15 protein-coding genes, 1 tRNA gene and 1 pseudogene are annotated in these 14,826 nt (G+C 68.9%); 11 read left to right on the top strand and 6 right to left on the bottom strand.

The features are described from left to right. The first annotated feature begins 76 nt into the window (after positions 1–76). Entirely contained in the window at positions 77–511 is a 435-nt protein-coding gene (locus ABD944_RS01020; protein ID WP_345171311.1) for a hypothetical protein, read from the top strand. Between the two features lie 36 nt (positions 512–547). Next, on the top strand, positions 548–1,249 hold the full coding sequence (locus tag ABD944_RS01015; protein ID WP_345171309.1) for a hypothetical protein: 702 nt from the start codon (positions 548–550) through the stop codon (positions 1,247–1,249). On the opposite strand, the gene ABD944_RS01010 is transcribed toward ABD944_RS01015, so the two are convergent. Next, positions 1,246–1,845 carry a TIGR03086 family metal-binding protein gene (locus tag ABD944_RS01010; protein ID WP_345171305.1) on the bottom strand — a complete coding sequence of 200 codons (600 nt, stop codon included), beginning with the start codon at positions 1,843–1,845 and terminating at the stop codon, positions 1,246–1,248. The genes ABD944_RS01015 and ABD944_RS01010 overlap by 4 nt on opposite strands. Before the next feature lie 274 nt (positions 1,846–2,119). Between ABD944_RS01010 and ABD944_RS01005 the strand changes: the two genes are divergently transcribed. Together ABD944_RS01005 and ABD944_RS01000 are read left to right on the top strand one after the other, a co-directional pair. Next, a complete protein-coding gene (locus ABD944_RS01005) occupies positions 2,120–4,267 on the top strand; it encodes a (Fe-S)-binding protein (protein ID WP_345171303.1) in 2,148 nt (715 codons plus the stop codon). Positions 4,268–4,388: 121 nt separating this feature from the next. Next, positions 4,389–5,126 (top strand): ZIP family metal transporter, encoded by a 738-nt coding sequence (locus tag ABD944_RS01000; RefSeq protein ID WP_345171301.1) that lies wholly within the window; start codon positions 4,389–4,391, stop codon positions 5,124–5,126. 53 nt (positions 5,127–5,179) lie between these two features. Here ABD944_RS01000 and ABD944_RS00995 read toward each other — a convergent pair whose 3' ends face one another. The 4 genes and pseudogenes from ABD944_RS00995 to dcd all read right to left on the bottom strand — a co-directional run bounded on the left by ABD944_RS00995 (position 5,180) and on the right by dcd (position 9,034). Next, complete coding sequence (locus ABD944_RS00995) at positions 5,180–6,064, bottom strand: glycine betaine ABC transporter substrate-binding protein (protein WP_345171299.1); 885 nt, start codon at positions 6,062–6,064, stop codon at positions 5,180–5,182. Positions 6,065–6,112: 48 nt separating this feature from the next. After that, positions 6,113–6,868: pseudogene (locus tag ABD944_RS00990) on the bottom strand (ABC transporter permease); the annotation flags it as partial. Positions 6,869–7,031: 163 nt separating this feature from the next. Beyond that, positions 7,032–8,276: a quaternary amine ABC transporter ATP-binding protein gene (locus ABD944_RS00985; protein WP_345171295.1), complete on the bottom strand. Its 1,245-nt coding sequence runs from the start codon at positions 8,274–8,276 to the stop codon at positions 7,032–7,034. 182 nt (positions 8,277–8,458) lie between these two features. Further along, complete coding sequence (dcd, locus tag ABD944_RS00980) at positions 8,459–9,034, bottom strand: dCTP deaminase (protein ID WP_345171292.1); 576 nt, start codon at positions 9,032–9,034, stop codon at positions 8,459–8,461. A gap of 82 nt (positions 9,035–9,116) precedes the next feature. Between dcd and ABD944_RS00975 the strand changes: the two genes are divergently transcribed. Beyond that, positions 9,117–9,187: transfer RNA gene (locus ABD944_RS00975), tRNA-Gly, on the top strand. A gap of 810 nt (positions 9,188–9,997) precedes the next feature. On the opposite strand, the gene ABD944_RS00970 is transcribed toward ABD944_RS00975, so the two are convergent. Beyond that, complete coding sequence (locus ABD944_RS00970) at positions 9,998–10,510, bottom strand: ArsI/CadI family heavy metal resistance metalloenzyme (RefSeq protein ID WP_345171290.1); 513 nt, start codon at positions 10,508–10,510, stop codon at positions 9,998–10,000. A gap of 139 nt (positions 10,511–10,649) precedes the next feature. Between ABD944_RS00970 and ABD944_RS00965 the strand changes: the two genes are divergently transcribed. From ABD944_RS00965 to ABD944_RS00940, 6 genes are all read left to right on the top strand, one after another. Further along, positions 10,650–11,027, top strand: a complete 378-nt coding sequence (locus tag ABD944_RS00965; RefSeq protein ID WP_345171288.1) for an ArsR/SmtB family transcription factor — start codon at positions 10,650–10,652, stop codon at positions 11,025–11,027. 38 nt (positions 11,028–11,065) lie between these two features. After that, the gene (gene arsB / locus ABD944_RS00960; RefSeq protein WP_345171827.1) at positions 11,066–12,142 is read left to right on the top strand and encodes an ACR3 family arsenite efflux transporter; all 1,077 of its coding nucleotides are present in this window, start codon (positions 11,066–11,068) and stop codon (positions 12,140–12,142) included. Beyond that, positions 12,139–12,558 (top strand): arsenate reductase ArsC, encoded by a 420-nt coding sequence (locus ABD944_RS00955; protein WP_345171286.1) that lies wholly within the window; start codon positions 12,139–12,141, stop codon positions 12,556–12,558. The genes arsB and ABD944_RS00955 overlap by 4 nt, the downstream gene beginning before the upstream one ends. A gap of 63 nt (positions 12,559–12,621) precedes the next feature. Further along, complete coding sequence (locus ABD944_RS00950) at positions 12,622–12,972, top strand: ArsR/SmtB family transcription factor (RefSeq protein ID WP_345171283.1); 351 nt, start codon at positions 12,622–12,624, stop codon at positions 12,970–12,972. Then, the gene (locus tag ABD944_RS00945) at positions 12,972–13,730 is read left to right on the top strand and encodes a methyltransferase domain-containing protein (RefSeq protein WP_345171281.1); all 759 of its coding nucleotides are present in this window, start codon (positions 12,972–12,974) and stop codon (positions 13,728–13,730) included. Before ABD944_RS00950 ends, ABD944_RS00945 begins: the two co-directional genes overlap by 1 nt. A 471-nt stretch (positions 13,731–14,201) precedes the next feature. Then, positions 14,202–14,786, top strand: coding sequence for a Uma2 family endonuclease (locus ABD944_RS00940; RefSeq protein ID WP_345171279.1), 585 nt, complete (start codon positions 14,202–14,204; stop codon positions 14,784–14,786). The last annotated feature ends 40 nt before the right edge of the window (positions 14,787–14,826 follow it).

Raw genomic sequence — 14,826 nt, 5'->3', positions numbered from 1 at the left:
CCCGATCACCCTCGTGGTTGGATGTCGCGAGTCATCACGAGATCGATGAAATTCGCCAGGTAGCGAGGGGAATCGCATGAACAGGTTGTTGCGCGCACTGACGGTGGTTCCCGCGACGGCGGTGCTCGTCACGGCCGGGACGGCGGCCCTGACGGCGGGCGTGGCGTCGGCCGCGACGGGCACGCCGAGCGGCGCGCCGCCGGCGGCGGACGGCTCCAGCGTCTGGTGCGTGTCGACCAGCGGCGCGAAGGCGTGCTTCGCCGAGTACGGGGACAAGGTGTGGGTGAAGGACACCGCGGCGAACGGAGCGTCCGCCGCCGGAACGCTCCAGGACAACGAACCGTCCTCGTCGTGGTACCGGGAGTGCTTCAACAACCGCGGTGAGGCGGGCGGTTGGGTGATGTGCGACTTCGACGTGCCGGAATACCAGAACGGCTACCTGTGGGCCGTCAACAACCCCTTCGTCGGCAGCCAGTCCTACACGAAGATCTACACCAGCGGGATCATCTGATCGAACACACGGGCCGCCGGTGGCGTCTGAGGTGGCATGAGTCCGAAGTGCGAACAGTGTGACGGTCCGCTGGTCCCGGTCGAGTACGGCATGCCCGCCGACGACACGCCGTACCGGCGTCACGAGCGCCGCGAGATCTACTACACCGGCGGCTGCATGGGCCCGCCCGCGCCCTGGTGGTGCTGGTCGTGCGAGCGCTTCGCCGACCCCGAGCCCCGGCCCTCGCGCTCGTCGACCGTGGAGGGCTACCAGCTGTCCCTCCTCAACGAGATGCGCGGTGTCAGCCCGTCCCTCCCGGAACTGCCGGCGCCCTACGACGACCCGCCGGAGGCCCTGGTGGAGGAGGCCGCCGAGTGGAGGAGCCCGGACCTGCTGAAGATCAAGGACATGGCGGTGATCCTGGGCGAGCCGGTCAGCGGCGGCCCCTCCCGGCACCGGTTCGCCCTCCCGCTCTGGCCCGACTTCTGGCTGGAGCACAGCAGCATGGACACCGAGGTCGGCGACTACGTCGTCGACAAGCGGTTCGTCCGCAGGTCGGGCGAGCCGATGCGGTCGGCCGACGACATGCGCCCCTGGGCGGTCCTGCGGACGGAGGCCGAGGCGTTCTTCGGCTGGGAGCCCACGCAGTACCCGAACATGTACTACCACGTCGTGCCGTTCGAGCTCGGCGGACGCCCGATGAAGGCCTACTTCGTCCACGACCTCCTCGTGCACGTCTCGGAGCCCTCGGAGAGCTAGCCGCGCTCCGCCGTCCAGGACGGGTCGCGGCCGGTCAGGGCGAGGAGGCGGTCGAGCGCGGACGCGTCATCGCCCACCTCGACGGCGGGGCCGAACAGGCCCGGGACGCCCTGGCCGCCGCTCTGCTCGACGGCCGGGGCGACGAAGCCCAGGCACGCCTCGATCTCGTCCGCCCCGGCGTCGTAGGACCGGCCGATGGCGCGGGAGACGTCCCAGCCGTGCACGACCAGCTCGTTCATCGCGACGAAGCCGGCCTGGTCGCCGGGCAGGTCGACGCCGCCGGCCTGGGTCATGCCCTGCCACGCCTCCGGGGAGCGCCAGGCCGCGGTCAGCGCGTCGAGCCGCTCGGGGATGCGGGTGCGCCAGCCCGGGGCGAGCCGGGCGGCGTCGGCGGACGGCGGCTGCGACGGGCCCTCCGGGAAGTCCTTCGCCGCCGCCCAGGTGAAGGCCAGGACCAGGCCGTCCACATGGTCGATGAGGGCGCCGAGCGGCATGCCGCCGTTGGGCGTGGGTCCCGTGAGCTGGGAGTCGCGCACGTCCGCGAGCAGGGCGGCCATCCGCCGGGCGGCGGGGCCGAGGTCGGGAGTCGAGGTCATAGGTGCATCCTTCCGTCTCGCATACCGCTGGACGGGACGCCGGTGGACGCGCCCCGCTCGGTGATATGGACTCGGAACCCGCCGGATACTCATCGCCACACGGGTAAGAATCAAGATCGAAGGACTCGGCGGTCCCGACGTCGGCGCGGGCTGTTCTGACCAGGGGATGTGACGCGTAAGCTACTACCGAGTAGTATTCGGGCCCCGGATGGAGAGCAGTCCGACGCGAGCCCTACGCTGGCTGCCATCGCCCGTACCCCAGGAGGACGGAACAGTGTTCTGGATCACATTGGTCATCGGGCTCGCCGGAGCGGCGGTCGCGCTGGCGCTCGCCGGGAGGCGAGTGCTGTTCCTGTACGCGATCGCCAAGAGCGGGCAGCCCGATCCCCAGCGGACCCTTCAGGTCAGGCGTGAGCCCGCCAAGGCCGTCGAGGGCCAGGCCGTCGAGGTGCTCGGCCAGCGCAAGCTGCTGAAATGGACCCTCGCCGGCGTCTCGCACGCCGCGGTCATGTGGGCGTTCATCCTGCTGATCACCGTCTACCTGGAGGCGGCCGTCGCGCTGCTGTTCGGGCTGGACGCCAAGATCCCCGGCCTGCAGACCTGGCCGCCGATCGGATTCGTCCAGGACACGATCGCCCTCGCCTGCACCGCGGGCCTGCTCGTCTTCACCGCGATCCGGATCAAGAACTCGCCCAAGCGCATCGGCCGCAAGTCCCGGTTCAAGGGCTCGCACCTGTCCGGCGCCTGGATGACGCTGTTCATGATCTTCAACGTGATCTGGACGATGTTCTTCTTCCGCGGCGTGGAGTGGGCCAGCGGCAACCTGCCCTATGGCAAGGGCGCCTACTTCTCCTACCTGGTCGGCCACCTGTTCGACGGGCTGAGCGACCACACGCTGGAGGTCCTGGAGTCGGTCGGCCTGCTGTTGCACATCGCCGTCGCGCTGATCTTCCTGGTCTTCGTCGTCCACTCCAAGCACCTGCACATCTTCCTGGCACCGCTGAACGTCATGTTCAAGCGCCGCCCCGACGGCCTCGGCGCCGCGCAGCCGATGATGTCGGGCGGCAAGCCGCTCGACTTCGAGGAGGCCGACCCCGACGAGGACGTCTTCGGTCGCGGCAAGATCGAGGACTTCACCTGGAAGGGCTTCCTCGACATGGCGACCTGCACCGAGTGCGGTCGCTGCCAGTCGCAGTGCCCCGCCTGGAACACCGGCAAGCCGCTGTCGCCCAAGATGCTCGTCCTGGAGCTGCGCGACCACGCCCTGGCCAAGGCGCCCTACTTCACCGCGTCGGAAGAGGCCCGCAACGGGTTCACCGACGAGCAGAAGCTCGCCATGGAGGTCGACAAGGCCCTCGTCGGCGACGACGGCGTCATCCACCCCGACGTCCTGTGGTCCTGCACCAACTGCGGCGCGTGCGTCGAGCAGTGCCCGGTCGACATCGAGCACATCGACCACATCCTGGACATGCGCCGCTTCCAGGTCATGATCGAGTCCTCGTTCCCCTCCGAGGCCGGCGTCATGCTGAAGAACCTGGAGAACAAGGGCAACCCGTGGGGGATGTCCGAGATGAAGCGCCTCGAATGGATCGAGGAGCTCGACTTCGAGGTCGACGTCGTCGACGACAAGGTCTCCGAGGACACCGAGTACCTGTTCTGGGTCGGCTGCGCCGGCGCCCTGGAGGACCGCGCCAAGAAGACCACCAAGGCCGTCGCCGAGCTCCTGCACATCGCGGGCGTCAAGTTCGCCGTTCTCGGCCCCATGGAGGCGTGCACCGGCGACCCGGCCCGCCGCCTCGGCATGGAGTTCGTCTTCCAGATGCTCGGCCAGCAGAACGTCGAGACGCTGAACGACGCGGGCGTCAAGAAGATCGTCGCGACCTGCCCGCACTGCTTCAACACCCTGGCCAACGAGTACCCGCAGATCGGCGGGAACTACGAGGTCGTCCACCACACCCAGCTGCTCGCGCACCTGGTCGAGGAGGGCAAGCTCACCCCGGTCACGCCGATCGAGGAGAACATCACCTACCACGACCCCTGCTTCCTCGGCCGCCACAACAAGGTCTACAAGCAGCCGCGCGACATCATGGCGACCGTCCCCGGCGTCCGGACGCAGGAGATGCACCGGCACAAGGACCGCGGCTTCTGCTGCGGCGCCGGCGGCGCCCGGATGTGGATGGAGGAGCGCATCGGCAAGCGCATCAACACCGAGCGCGTGGACGAGGCGCTGGAGACCAACCCCGACACCGTCTCCACCGCGTGCCCGTTCTGCCTGGTCATGCTGGGCGACGCCATCAACGAGAAGAAGAACGCGGGCGACGCCAAGGAGTCGCTGGAGGTCGTCGACGTCTCCCAGCTCCTGATCCGCTCCATCAAGGGCGAGGGCACCGCCCCCGAGAAGGAGGCGGTCGCCGCCGAGTAGGGGCGCCTGCTCCGACGGCCCCGTTCCCGCTCAGGCGGGGGCGGGGCCGTTCCGCGCTCCGGCGGGCCGTTCCGCGCTCCCGCCGCGGTTGAGGGGGCGGGCTCGCTGGTAAGACCTGGGGATGGCCGTGCTCGCGTCCCTCCTCGCGTTCCTGATGACGCTCGCGGGCGGCCTCACCGCGATGCGGGTCCGCGACCACCGGCACCTCGTCCTCGGCCTCGCCGGCGGGCTCATGCTCGGCGTCGTCGCGTTCGACCTGCTCCCCGAGTCGCTGGCGCTGACCCGCCACCGCCCCTTCGGCGTCCCCGCGCCCATGATCGGCTTCGCGGCCGGGTTCGTGCTCCTGCACGTCGTCGAGCAGGCGGTCGCGATCCACCGCGCCCACGAGGAGGAGTACGCCCCGCACGAGCACGCCCGCGGCTCGGGCTCCGGCGGGCTGCTCGCCGCGTCCGCCCTCGTCCTGCACAGCCTGGTGGACGGCCTCAGCATCGGCTTCGGCTTCCAGACCGGCACCGAGACCGGCGTCTTCGTCGCGCTCGCCGTCGTGACCCACGACTTCGCGGACGGGTTCAACACCTTCACCGCCGCCTCGCTGTACCGCGGCGACCGGCGCCCCGCCGTCCTGCTGCTGCTCGCCGACGCCGCCGCCCCCGTCGCCGGGGCCGCCGTCGGCATGCTGGCCACCGTCCCGGACGCCGTCCTCGGCCCCTACCTCGGCGTCTTCGCCGGCGTCCTGCTGTACCTGGCCGCCGCCGAGATCCTGCCCGAGGCGCACAGCGTCCACCCGCGGGTCATGACCCTGGCCGCCACCGGGCTCGGGCTCCTCGCCGTGCTGCTCAGCGTCGGGCTCGCGAGCTGAGAGAAGGCCGCCCGGAAACCCGGACGGCCTTCTCTCTGGGAACGTTCCCGGCGTCAGCCGGTCAGCGACGTGGCGTAGCTCTGGTTCGTCTTGAGCCACGCGTCGACGGCCTGGTCGGGCTTGCCCTTGTACTGGTTCTCCATCAGGTCCTCGAGGGAGCCGAGCTGCTTGTCGTCCATCCTGAACTTCTTCAGCCAGCCGGTGACCTCGGGCTGGTCCTTGCCGAAGTCCTTGCGGGCGATGGTGTTGATGCCGTCCGGCTTGCCCATCGCGCCCTTCGGGTCCTGCAGGTCGCGGATGGGGTACTTCGTGTACGCCCAGTGCGGGCGCCACAGCGTGACGACGATGTCCTTCTTGGCGTCGACGGCCTTCTTCAGCTCGGTCAGCATCGCCGCCGTGGAGGACGTCGTCACCTTGTACTCGTCCTTCAGACCGTACGCCGGGAGCATGTTCTCCTGCGACACCCGGTACAGGCCGGAGCTCTTCTCGATCCCGACGATCTTGCCGCCGTACTGGCCGCCCTTGCCCTTCAGGTCGTCGAGCGTCTTCAGCGGGGAGTAGTTCGGCACGGCGATGGTCAGCGGCGCCGAGTCGTACCAGACGCCGACCTTCTCCAGCTTGTCGCCGTACTGCTTCCAGTAGTCCTCGTGCGTGCCCGGGAGCCAGGCGTCCACGAACAGGTCGACGTCGCCCTTCGACATGCCCGCGTAGAGCGGTCCCGTGTCGAGGTTCTTGACCTCCACCTTGTAGCCCTTGTCGGTCAGGAGCCGTTTCCACAGGGCCGTGGCGGCCTCGCCCTCGGCCCAGCCCGAGACCACGCCGATGGTGATCTCCTTGTCGTTCCCACCCCCGGAGTCGGAACCGCCGCACGCCGCGGCGCCCAGCCCGAGCGTCAGCGTCAGCGCGGCGACCGTCAGGCCCTTGAACTTGGAGCGCATGCGCATCCTTTCGTCGGCTTGCATGGTGAAGCAGGGGAGCGGGGGAGGTCAGCCGGACGTGCTCGCGGCGGAGGCCACGGCGGCCGGAGCGGGCGCGGCGGCCCGGCGGCGCGAGAACAGCGCGCGCAGCATCCCCGGCCCGTCGCCCAGGGCGCCGGTCAGGCGGTCCAGGTAGATCGCGAGGACCACGACGGCGATGCCGCCCTCGAAGCCCTTGGCGACGTCCACCCGGTTGATGCCCTCCAGCACCTCGCCGCCGAGGCCGCCCGCCCCCACCATCCCGGCGATGACGACCATGGACAGCGACAGCATGATCAGCTGGTTGACCCCGGCCATGATCGACGGCATCGCGAGCGGGATCTGGATCCGGGTCAGGATCCGGCCCGGCGGCGTGCCGAACGCCTCGCCCGCCTCGACCATCTCCGGGTCCACACCGCGGATGCCGAGCTCGGTCAGCCGCACCCCCGGCGGCATCGCGAAGATCACCGTCGCCACCACGCCGGGCACCGAGCCGATGCTGAAGAAGAAGATCGCCGGAATCAGGTACACGAACGCCGGCATCGTCTGCATGAAGTCCAGGACCGGCCGGACGATCCGGCTGACCACGTCGCTGCGCGCCGCCGCGACGCCGATCGGGATCGCCACCACGGTCGACACCACCGCCGACACCAGCACCAGGGCCAGCGAGTCCATCGCCGGCTCCCACAGCTCCATGCTGTCGACCAGCGCGAACCCGAGGACCGTGAACAGGGCCAGCCTCCAGCCGCTCAGCACCAGCGCGATCACGGCCAGCACCAGCGTCAGCCCCAGCGGCGGCAGGACGTTCAGGACGCTCGTCAGCCCGTCCACCGACGCCTCGATCGCCGACCCGATCCCGTCGAACAGCCACGACAGGTTGTCGGTGCACCAGCTCACCAGGCCGTCGAACCACTCGCCGACCGGGATCCGGGGCAGCTTCATCGCCGCGTCACTCATCGCCGCCCTCCTTCGTCAGCACCGGCTCCGGTTCCTCGACCATCTCCTCCACATGGGAGTTGATCGCGCCGAGCGCCGCCAGCAGCGTCACCCGGGGGATCACGCCGAGCAGCGTGCCCTTCTCGTCCGCGACCGGCACCGGCAGGTCGCTCTCGGCGACGCGGACGAACAGGTCCGCGACCGGCGTGTCCGGCGCCACGGGCTCCGGATCCTCGGGGTCGATCAGGCCGTCCAGCGTCTGGACGCCGTCGCGCACCGCGTCCGCGATGACCGTGGCCCGCACCCGTCCGACGAGCCTGCGGTCCCGCCCGACCACGAACGCCGCCGAGGTCTGCTGCTCGCGCATCGTCCTCAGGGCCGTCCGGGGCCCGGTCGACGCCGGCACCGTGACCAGCGGCTTCTCCATCACCGAGGCCGCCGTCAGCACTTTGGTACGGTCCACATCGGCGACGAACTGGGCGACATAGTCGTTGGCGGGATCGGTGAGGATCTCCTCGGCCGTCCCGATCTGCACGATCCGGCCCTCCCGCATCACCGCGATGCGGTCGCCGATGCGCATGGCCTCGTTCAGGTCGTGGGTGATGAAGACGATCGTCTTGCCGAACCGGTTCTGCAGGTCCAGGAGCAGGTCCTGGACCTCCCGGCGGATCAGCGGGTCCAGGGCGCTGAACGCCTCGTCCATCAGGATGATGTCGGTCCCCGAAGCGAGCGCGCGGGCGAGCCCCACCCGCTGCTTCATTCCGCCCGACAACTCACCGGGAAGCTTGTTCTCCCAGCCTTCGAGTCCCACCAGAGCCAGGAACTCCCTGGCGGTCTTCTCCCGTTCTTCCTTGGGAACGCCGCGGACCTCGAGCCCGTAGGCGGCATTGGCCAGAACCGTCCGATGGGGGAACAGCGCGAAGTGCTGGAAGACCATGCTGACCTTGTTCTGCCGAAGCGCGCGCAGCGCCTTCGGAGACAGCTTCGCGATGTCCTGACCGTCGATCTCGACACGGCCGGACGTGGCGCCGAGCAACCCGTTCAGCATCCGGATGAGGGTCGACTTCCCCGACCCGGACAGGCCCATGACCACGAAGATCTCGCCCTGCCGGACCTCGAACGTGGCGTCCACCACCGCCGGTGTGACCCCGAGCTCGCGGACCGCCGACAGATCGGCGCCCGCCCCGAGTTTCCGCTGAGCCTCCGCCGTCCTACGGCCGAAGAGTTTGGTGACGCTTTCCGCGCGGAGTACTGACACGATCTCCTTCCGGGTTTCCACGTCGCTGCGCGGAAACGGGTCGCCTCGTCCGTCCAGGCGCCCGGACCTCACCTGAAGAGGCTGTCAACCAGACGCCATGCCTGTGCGTCGCCCGAAACTACCCGTCCAGAGAACATGTTTCATCTTTTGGTGACTTCCGTCACGCCCGGGTAACGAACTGACTACACTTTCGTGCGGTGAAAGTTCTGGTACGACCGCGACGGCGTCGGCCCCCGCTGGTACTGGTACCGCGACCCGTACTTCGCCGACCCGTAGGGGTACTCCGCCGGCGAGCTCGTCCGGAACAGGCACATCTGCCCGATCTTCATCCCCGGCCACAACTTGATCGGCAGCGTCGCCACGTTCGACAGCTCCAGCGTCACGTGCCCGTTGAACCCTGGATCGATCCACCCCGCGGTCGAGTGCGTGAGCAGCCCCAGCCGCCCCAGCGAGCTCTTCCCCTCCAGCCGCGCCGCGAGGTCCTCGGGAAGCCCGAACACCTCGTACGTCGAGGCCAGCACGAACTCCCCGGGATGCAGCACGAACGCCTCATCGGCCTCGACCTCCACCAGCCGCGTCAGATCCGGCTGCTCCACAGCGGGATCGATGTGCGGATAGCGGTGGTTCTCGAACACCCGGAAGTACCGGTCCAGCCGCACGTCCACACTGGACGGCTGGACCATGACCGGCTCGAACGGGTCGATCTTCACTCGCCCGGACTCGAGTTCGGCCCTGATGTCGCGATCGGAGAGCAGCACCCCAGAAAGCTATCCCACGCCACACCCCCACCGACGATCCGGTACAGTAACCAGGGCACGGGCACCCCCAAGGCAGCCCGACGCGGGTGTAGTTCAATGGTAGAACTTCAGCTTCCCAAGCTGACAGCGCGGGTTCGATTCCCGTCACCCGCTCCCAAGGCGAAGGCCCAGGCAGGGACACGATCCCGCCCCTGGGCCTTGATCGTTTCTGGCACAGAACGCCACCGTGCAATTAGGTCACCGGCCCCGGGGGTCGGCTGAACCGTCGCTATCTTGCGTCCTGCTCTGCCTGGACGAGCGCGTCGACTCCGCTTGCGATGGTCTGATCGGTCTTGGCGGACTCTCGCCAAGTCTGCCCAGCGCCCAGGAGCGGGAGAAGGCAGTTGCGGACCGGGAGGCGAAATCCACTCCCGGCGCAATCAGCGGACTTCCGTGGGAGTCAACTGCCGAGAGGGTGGGAAGCGCAGCGGCCTTAACGATGACACCGGCCTTAGATGCATGACCCCGGCCGAGACCTTGCGAGCCCCGCTCAACGGGAAGGGTTGGTCACCCAACACCTGAGGTCAGCCCTGCGCACCGGGCATGCGGCCTGTCCCGTCCGGTCCCGCCGCGTCGCCCGTCCGCCCACCCGAACGAGCCCTACTTAACGAGAGAGATCACAACTGCCGCGATGCTGGCAGTCGCCATGTACAAGGTCCAACGAGCCAGCTTGTGTGCCGACTCAATCGTCCGGGCGTTCTCTCGTCTGTTCAGCTCGTCGACGTAGTAAGCAGTGCCGACCGAAGTATTTCCCGCCTTCTGATCATGTTCCCTGATCAGTTCTTCGTCAGAGCACGCGCGGAGCTGGGCAATAGTGCGAACCATGGCGAAAAAGCCCGATGAACTACAGCGGTCCCGCCGAGGACGAGGAGAGGCCGCGCGCGGATCGAGCACGCGGCCCCTGGACGGTCGTTGGGCGGTTGATCAGGTGCAGGCGCAACCGGACGCGGCCTTGGCCTCAGCGGGAGTCTGAGTGGGGTTGAGGGCCTGCTCGTCGGGGGTGCAGCATGCTGAGGTGCCGCAGCAGGCGTCGCCGTCCGTCGAGTCGGCTGCGCTCTTGCCGAGGGTGTCAGCGTCTGCCTTGACCGTGTAGACCTCCCACGGTTCGCCGCCGGGGCCATGAACCCAGACCTTGTCCTGCAGCGCGTAGCAGCAGGAGGTGTCGTTCTCCTCCAGGGTCACGAGTCCGGCGTCCGTCAGACGCTTGGCCGCGTCGGTGACGAGCCCGGCGTCCTCGACCTCGACGCCGAGGTGATCCATACGGGTCGGCTCGCCGCCCTCGCCTTCGATCAGGACGAGCTTGAGCGGCGGCTCGGTGATGGCGAAGTTGGCGTAGCCGGGCCGGAGCTTGGCCGGCTCGGTGTCGAACAGCTTGGAGTAGAAGGCGATCGAGCCTTCCAGGTCGGACACGCGCAGTGCGAGCTGGACGCGGGACATGCGGTTCCTCCTCGTGTCGTGGGCGGTGTCGGCCGGTCGCCGGTCGGCAGGTGCCCCGGTGAACGCTGTTTAGATGTCTGTCTAAGCAGTCGGTGGCCCGAGTTTGCATCCGTGCATAGATGGATGTCAAATTAGAGGTATGTCTAAGCAGCAGTTGCCGATCTTGAACCCCGTCGACACCGAGGGGGCGTGCTGCGCGCCCCTGGTCTGCGAGCCCTTGAGTGAGGCTGAGGCGGCCGATCTGACGCCGCTGTTCAAAGCGATCGCCGACCCGGTCCGGTTGCGCCTGCTGTCGTTGATCGCCTGCCACGAGGGCGGCGAGGCGTGCGTGTGCGACCTGACCGCCGCGTTCGACCTCACGGCGCCGACGATCAGCCATCACCTGAAGGTGCTCAAGCAGGCCGGGTTGATCGATTCTGAGCGGCGCGGGACGTGGGTCTACTACTGGCTCAATCCCGGGGTCCTGGAGCGGCTGTCGGCGATTCTCGGGCCGCGCGTCACCGCGGCTGTTTCGTGACCGGCACCGAACCGGACGTCCAGGCCGCACCCACCGGGATGCAGCCCGCCGCCTCCCAGCCTGCGGACGCCGTAGCGGCCCGCCTGTCGGTGCTGGACCGGTTCTTGCCGGTGTGGATCGGCGCGGCCATGGCGCTCGGCCTGCTCGCCGGCCGCGCCGTCCCCGGCCTGAACGATGCGTTGGAGTCGGTGAAGGTCGACGGGATCTCCCTGCCGATCGCACTCGGCCTGCTGGTGATGATGTACCCGGTGCTGGCCAAGGTCCGCTATGACCGGCTCGGCACCGTGACCGCAGACCGGCGCCTGTTGATCCCGTCGCTGGTGGCGAACTGGGTGATCGGTCCGGCGGTCATGTTCGCCCTGGCGTGGATCTTCCTGCCCGACCTGCCGCAGTACCGCACCGGACTGATCATCGTCGGACTGGCCCGCTGTATCGCCATGGTGATCATCTGGAACGACCTGGCGTGCGGAGACCGGGAGGCCGCCGCCGTCCTGGTCGCGCTCAACTCGGTCTTCCAGGTGATCGCGTTCGCCGGGTTCGGCTGGTTCTACCTGCGGATCCTGCCCGGATGGCTCGGCCTGGACCAGACGGAACTTCACGTCTCGGCGTGGGACATCGCCCGCAGCGTACTCATCTTCCTCGGCGTCCCGCTGGTCGCCGGGTACCTGTCGCGCCGTCTCGGCGAGCGCACGCGGGGTCGGGCTTGGTACGAGGAACGGTTCCTGCCGCGCGTCGGCCCGGCCGCGCTGTACGGGCTGCTGTTCACCATCGTCGTCCTGTTCGCCCTCCAAGGCGACGCGATCACCTCCCGGCCCTGGGACGTCGCCCGGATCGCCCTGCCGCTGCTGGTCTACTTCGCGGTCATGTGGGCCGGAGCCTTCGCGCTCGGCCGCGCCGCCGGGCTCGGCTACCCCCGCACCGCGACGTTGGCGTTCACGGCCGCGGGCAACAACTTCGAGCTGGCCATCGCGGTGGCGATCGCAACGTTCGGTGTCACCTCCGGTCAGGCCCTGGCCGGAGTCGTTGGTCCTCTCATCGAGGTCCCCGTTCTGGTGGGCCTGGTGTACGTCTCGCTGGCGCTGCGCCGCCGCCTCACCCCGCAGGAGACCCCATGACCCAGGCCGCCGAGGTGCCCGAGGTGCTGTTCGTGTGCGTCCACAACGCCGGACGCTCCCAGATGGCCGCCGCCTTGCTCGACCATCACGCCGCCGGACGGGTCCGCGTCCGCTCGGCCGGGTCCGCACCTGCCGACGAGATCAACCCCGCCGTCCGCGCGGTGATGGCCGAACTCGGCCTGGCCCTGTCCAAGGAGTTCCCCAAGCCCCTCACCGGCGAAGCCGTCCAGACCGCCGATGTGGTCATCACCATGGGTTGCGGCGACGTCTGCCCCGTGTTCCCCGGCAAACGCTACCTCGACTGGCAGCTTGACGACCCCGCCGGCCAGCCGATCGAGAACGTCCGGCCCATCCGCGACGAGATCGACACCCGCGTTCGCGCCCTGCTCGCCGAACTCTTGCCCGCCGACGCCTGACCGCCCCCGGCATCGGTCACCGGTCTTCCCCACGTCGACTCCATCGTCTATCGTCGATGAACGATGAACAAGGAGAAAGGGCCGCTCGACCGGCCGACCGCCACCGAGTACGCGTCATGGTTCAAGGCACTCGCCGACCCCACGCGCGTCCAGATCGTGTCCCTGCTCGCCCGGCAGGGACGGCCGATGAACGTCGGAGAAATCGTCGACGCCGTCCACGTCGGGCAGTCGACGGTGTCCGCGCACCTCAAGGTGCTGGCCGAAGTCCGGTTCGTGCTGGTCGACCAGCACGGCACCTCGCGCTTCTACCGGATCAACACCGCGTGCGTGGAGTGCTTCCCCACCGCCGCCGACCTGGTCATGGGACGCCCCGCACCGGCCGCGCCGAGTTGCCCACCCGAAGGAGACGAGTGATGCCCGAGGCCCACACCACCGGCACGCCCACTACCGACGAGATCGTTGCCCGCTACTCGGGCCTCGCCCGAGCCGCCCTTGCCGGCGCCACCCCGCACGACGGAGGCGACAGCGACGAGGGCGGCGAATCCTGCTTCGGCGCCGCCGCCTACCAGGCCGAGGACCAGGTCCCCGAGGCCGCCCTACGCGCGAGCCTGGGATGCGGCAACCCCCTCGCCGTCGCCGAGTTGCACCCCGGTGAGACCGTGCTCGACCTCGGTTCAGGCGGCGGCCTGGACGTGCTGTTGTCGGCCCGTCGCGTGGGCCCGACCGGAACCGCCTACGGCCTGGACGCCAGCGACGACATGCTCACCCTCGCCCGCGCCAACGCCGCCCAGGCCGGAGCCGACAACGCCCACTTCTTGCGCGGCCACATCGACGACATCCCGCTACCAGCCGGAAGCGTGGACGTGGTCATCTCCAACTGCGTCATCAACCTCGCCACCGACAAGGCCCGCGTCCTCGCCGAATCCTTCCGCGTCCTGCGTCCCGGCGGCCGATTCGGCGTCAGCGACATCATCGCCGAGCCCGGCCTCGACCCCGACGAGCGCGCCGCCGCAGAGCAGCGCATCGGATGTGCCGCCTCCACCCTCAGCGCCGAGGAGTACCGCCGCGAGCTGCGCGCCGCTGGGTTCACCACCATCACCATCACCCCCACTGCCGACACTGGGGACGGGCTACACGCCGCCATCGTCCAGGCCGCCAAGCCCGCCGGCTAGCCCCTCGCCGTTCGGATCAAGGCGACGTGGCGCAGGTCAGCGGCCGCGGCGGCGGGCCATTAACCAGGGTGATCGAAGGGCATTCACGGTCACTTGCGGTACGGCGCTACGCCAGGTCAGGGGCACCAAGAGGCAGGGTCGGGACTATCCCCAAGCCGACAGCGCGGGTTCGATTCCCGTCACCCGCTCCACCCAGAAGGCCCAGCCCAGGGACATGATCCCCGTCCCTGGGACTTGATCGTTTTCGCCTCAGAACGCCGCCGGGCAATTAAACGTGCAGTTAGGCCACCGGCACCAGAGGCCGTCCCCGCCACCGTCTCACCCCTCATGGCCAGCCTCCTTCCCGCCCCTGGGCGAAGGCGAAGCCCGAGACTGGCGCCGGGGCAGCTGCCACGGCGAAGCCTTGGGGAGATGTGCCGAAGGTACTCTGCGTGAGTATCCGTACCGACCCGACCGGAGGCACCAGGAGCCATGCCCGCGATGACGCTCCCCTTGCCGTCCGGTGACACCTGGACCCGGGCGGACTACGAGGCGCTGCCCGAAGACCTTCCAGTACGCGTGAGCCTCATCCACGGAGATCTTGTCGTGAGCCCACGGCCCCGCCCGATCCACCAGCGCATCGCGCGGCGCCTGGCGACCCGCATCGAAGACGCTGCTCCCGACGCGTGGCAGGTGGACACGGATGTGGATGTGCTCCTGGACGACGACGAGGTAGAACCGGTCGAGATCGCCCCTGACATCGTCGTGTACTCAACCGAGCACGACCCCTATGACCGTCCCATCCTTGCCGAGTCGGTCACCCTCGTCGCCGAGGTCGTATTCCAGTCGACCAAGCGTAAGGACCGGCGGATGCAACCGGCCTTGTACGCCGGAGCCGGCATCAGGCACTACTGGCGCGTGGAGACCGACCAGACCGCACCAGCGTTCGCGGTCTACACCTATGAGCTGGACGACTCCACCGGCGCATACGTCGCCACCGGCGTGCACCACGACCGGATCAACTCGACTCAGCCCTTCGCCCTCGACATCGACCTCAAGTCCGTTCGCGAACGCTGACATCGTGTAGCGCGTGGCAGCCAGGACAGCCGCTTGGGCG

This window comes from Actinomadura verrucosospora (assembly GCF_039540335.1).
In the GTDB taxonomy this organism is placed as follows: Bacteria; Actinomycetota; Actinomycetes; order Streptosporangiales; family Streptosporangiaceae; genus Spirillospora; species Spirillospora verrucosospora.
Note: the sequence above shows the minus strand (reverse complement) of the source record. Positions and strands in the feature narration are given on the sequence as shown.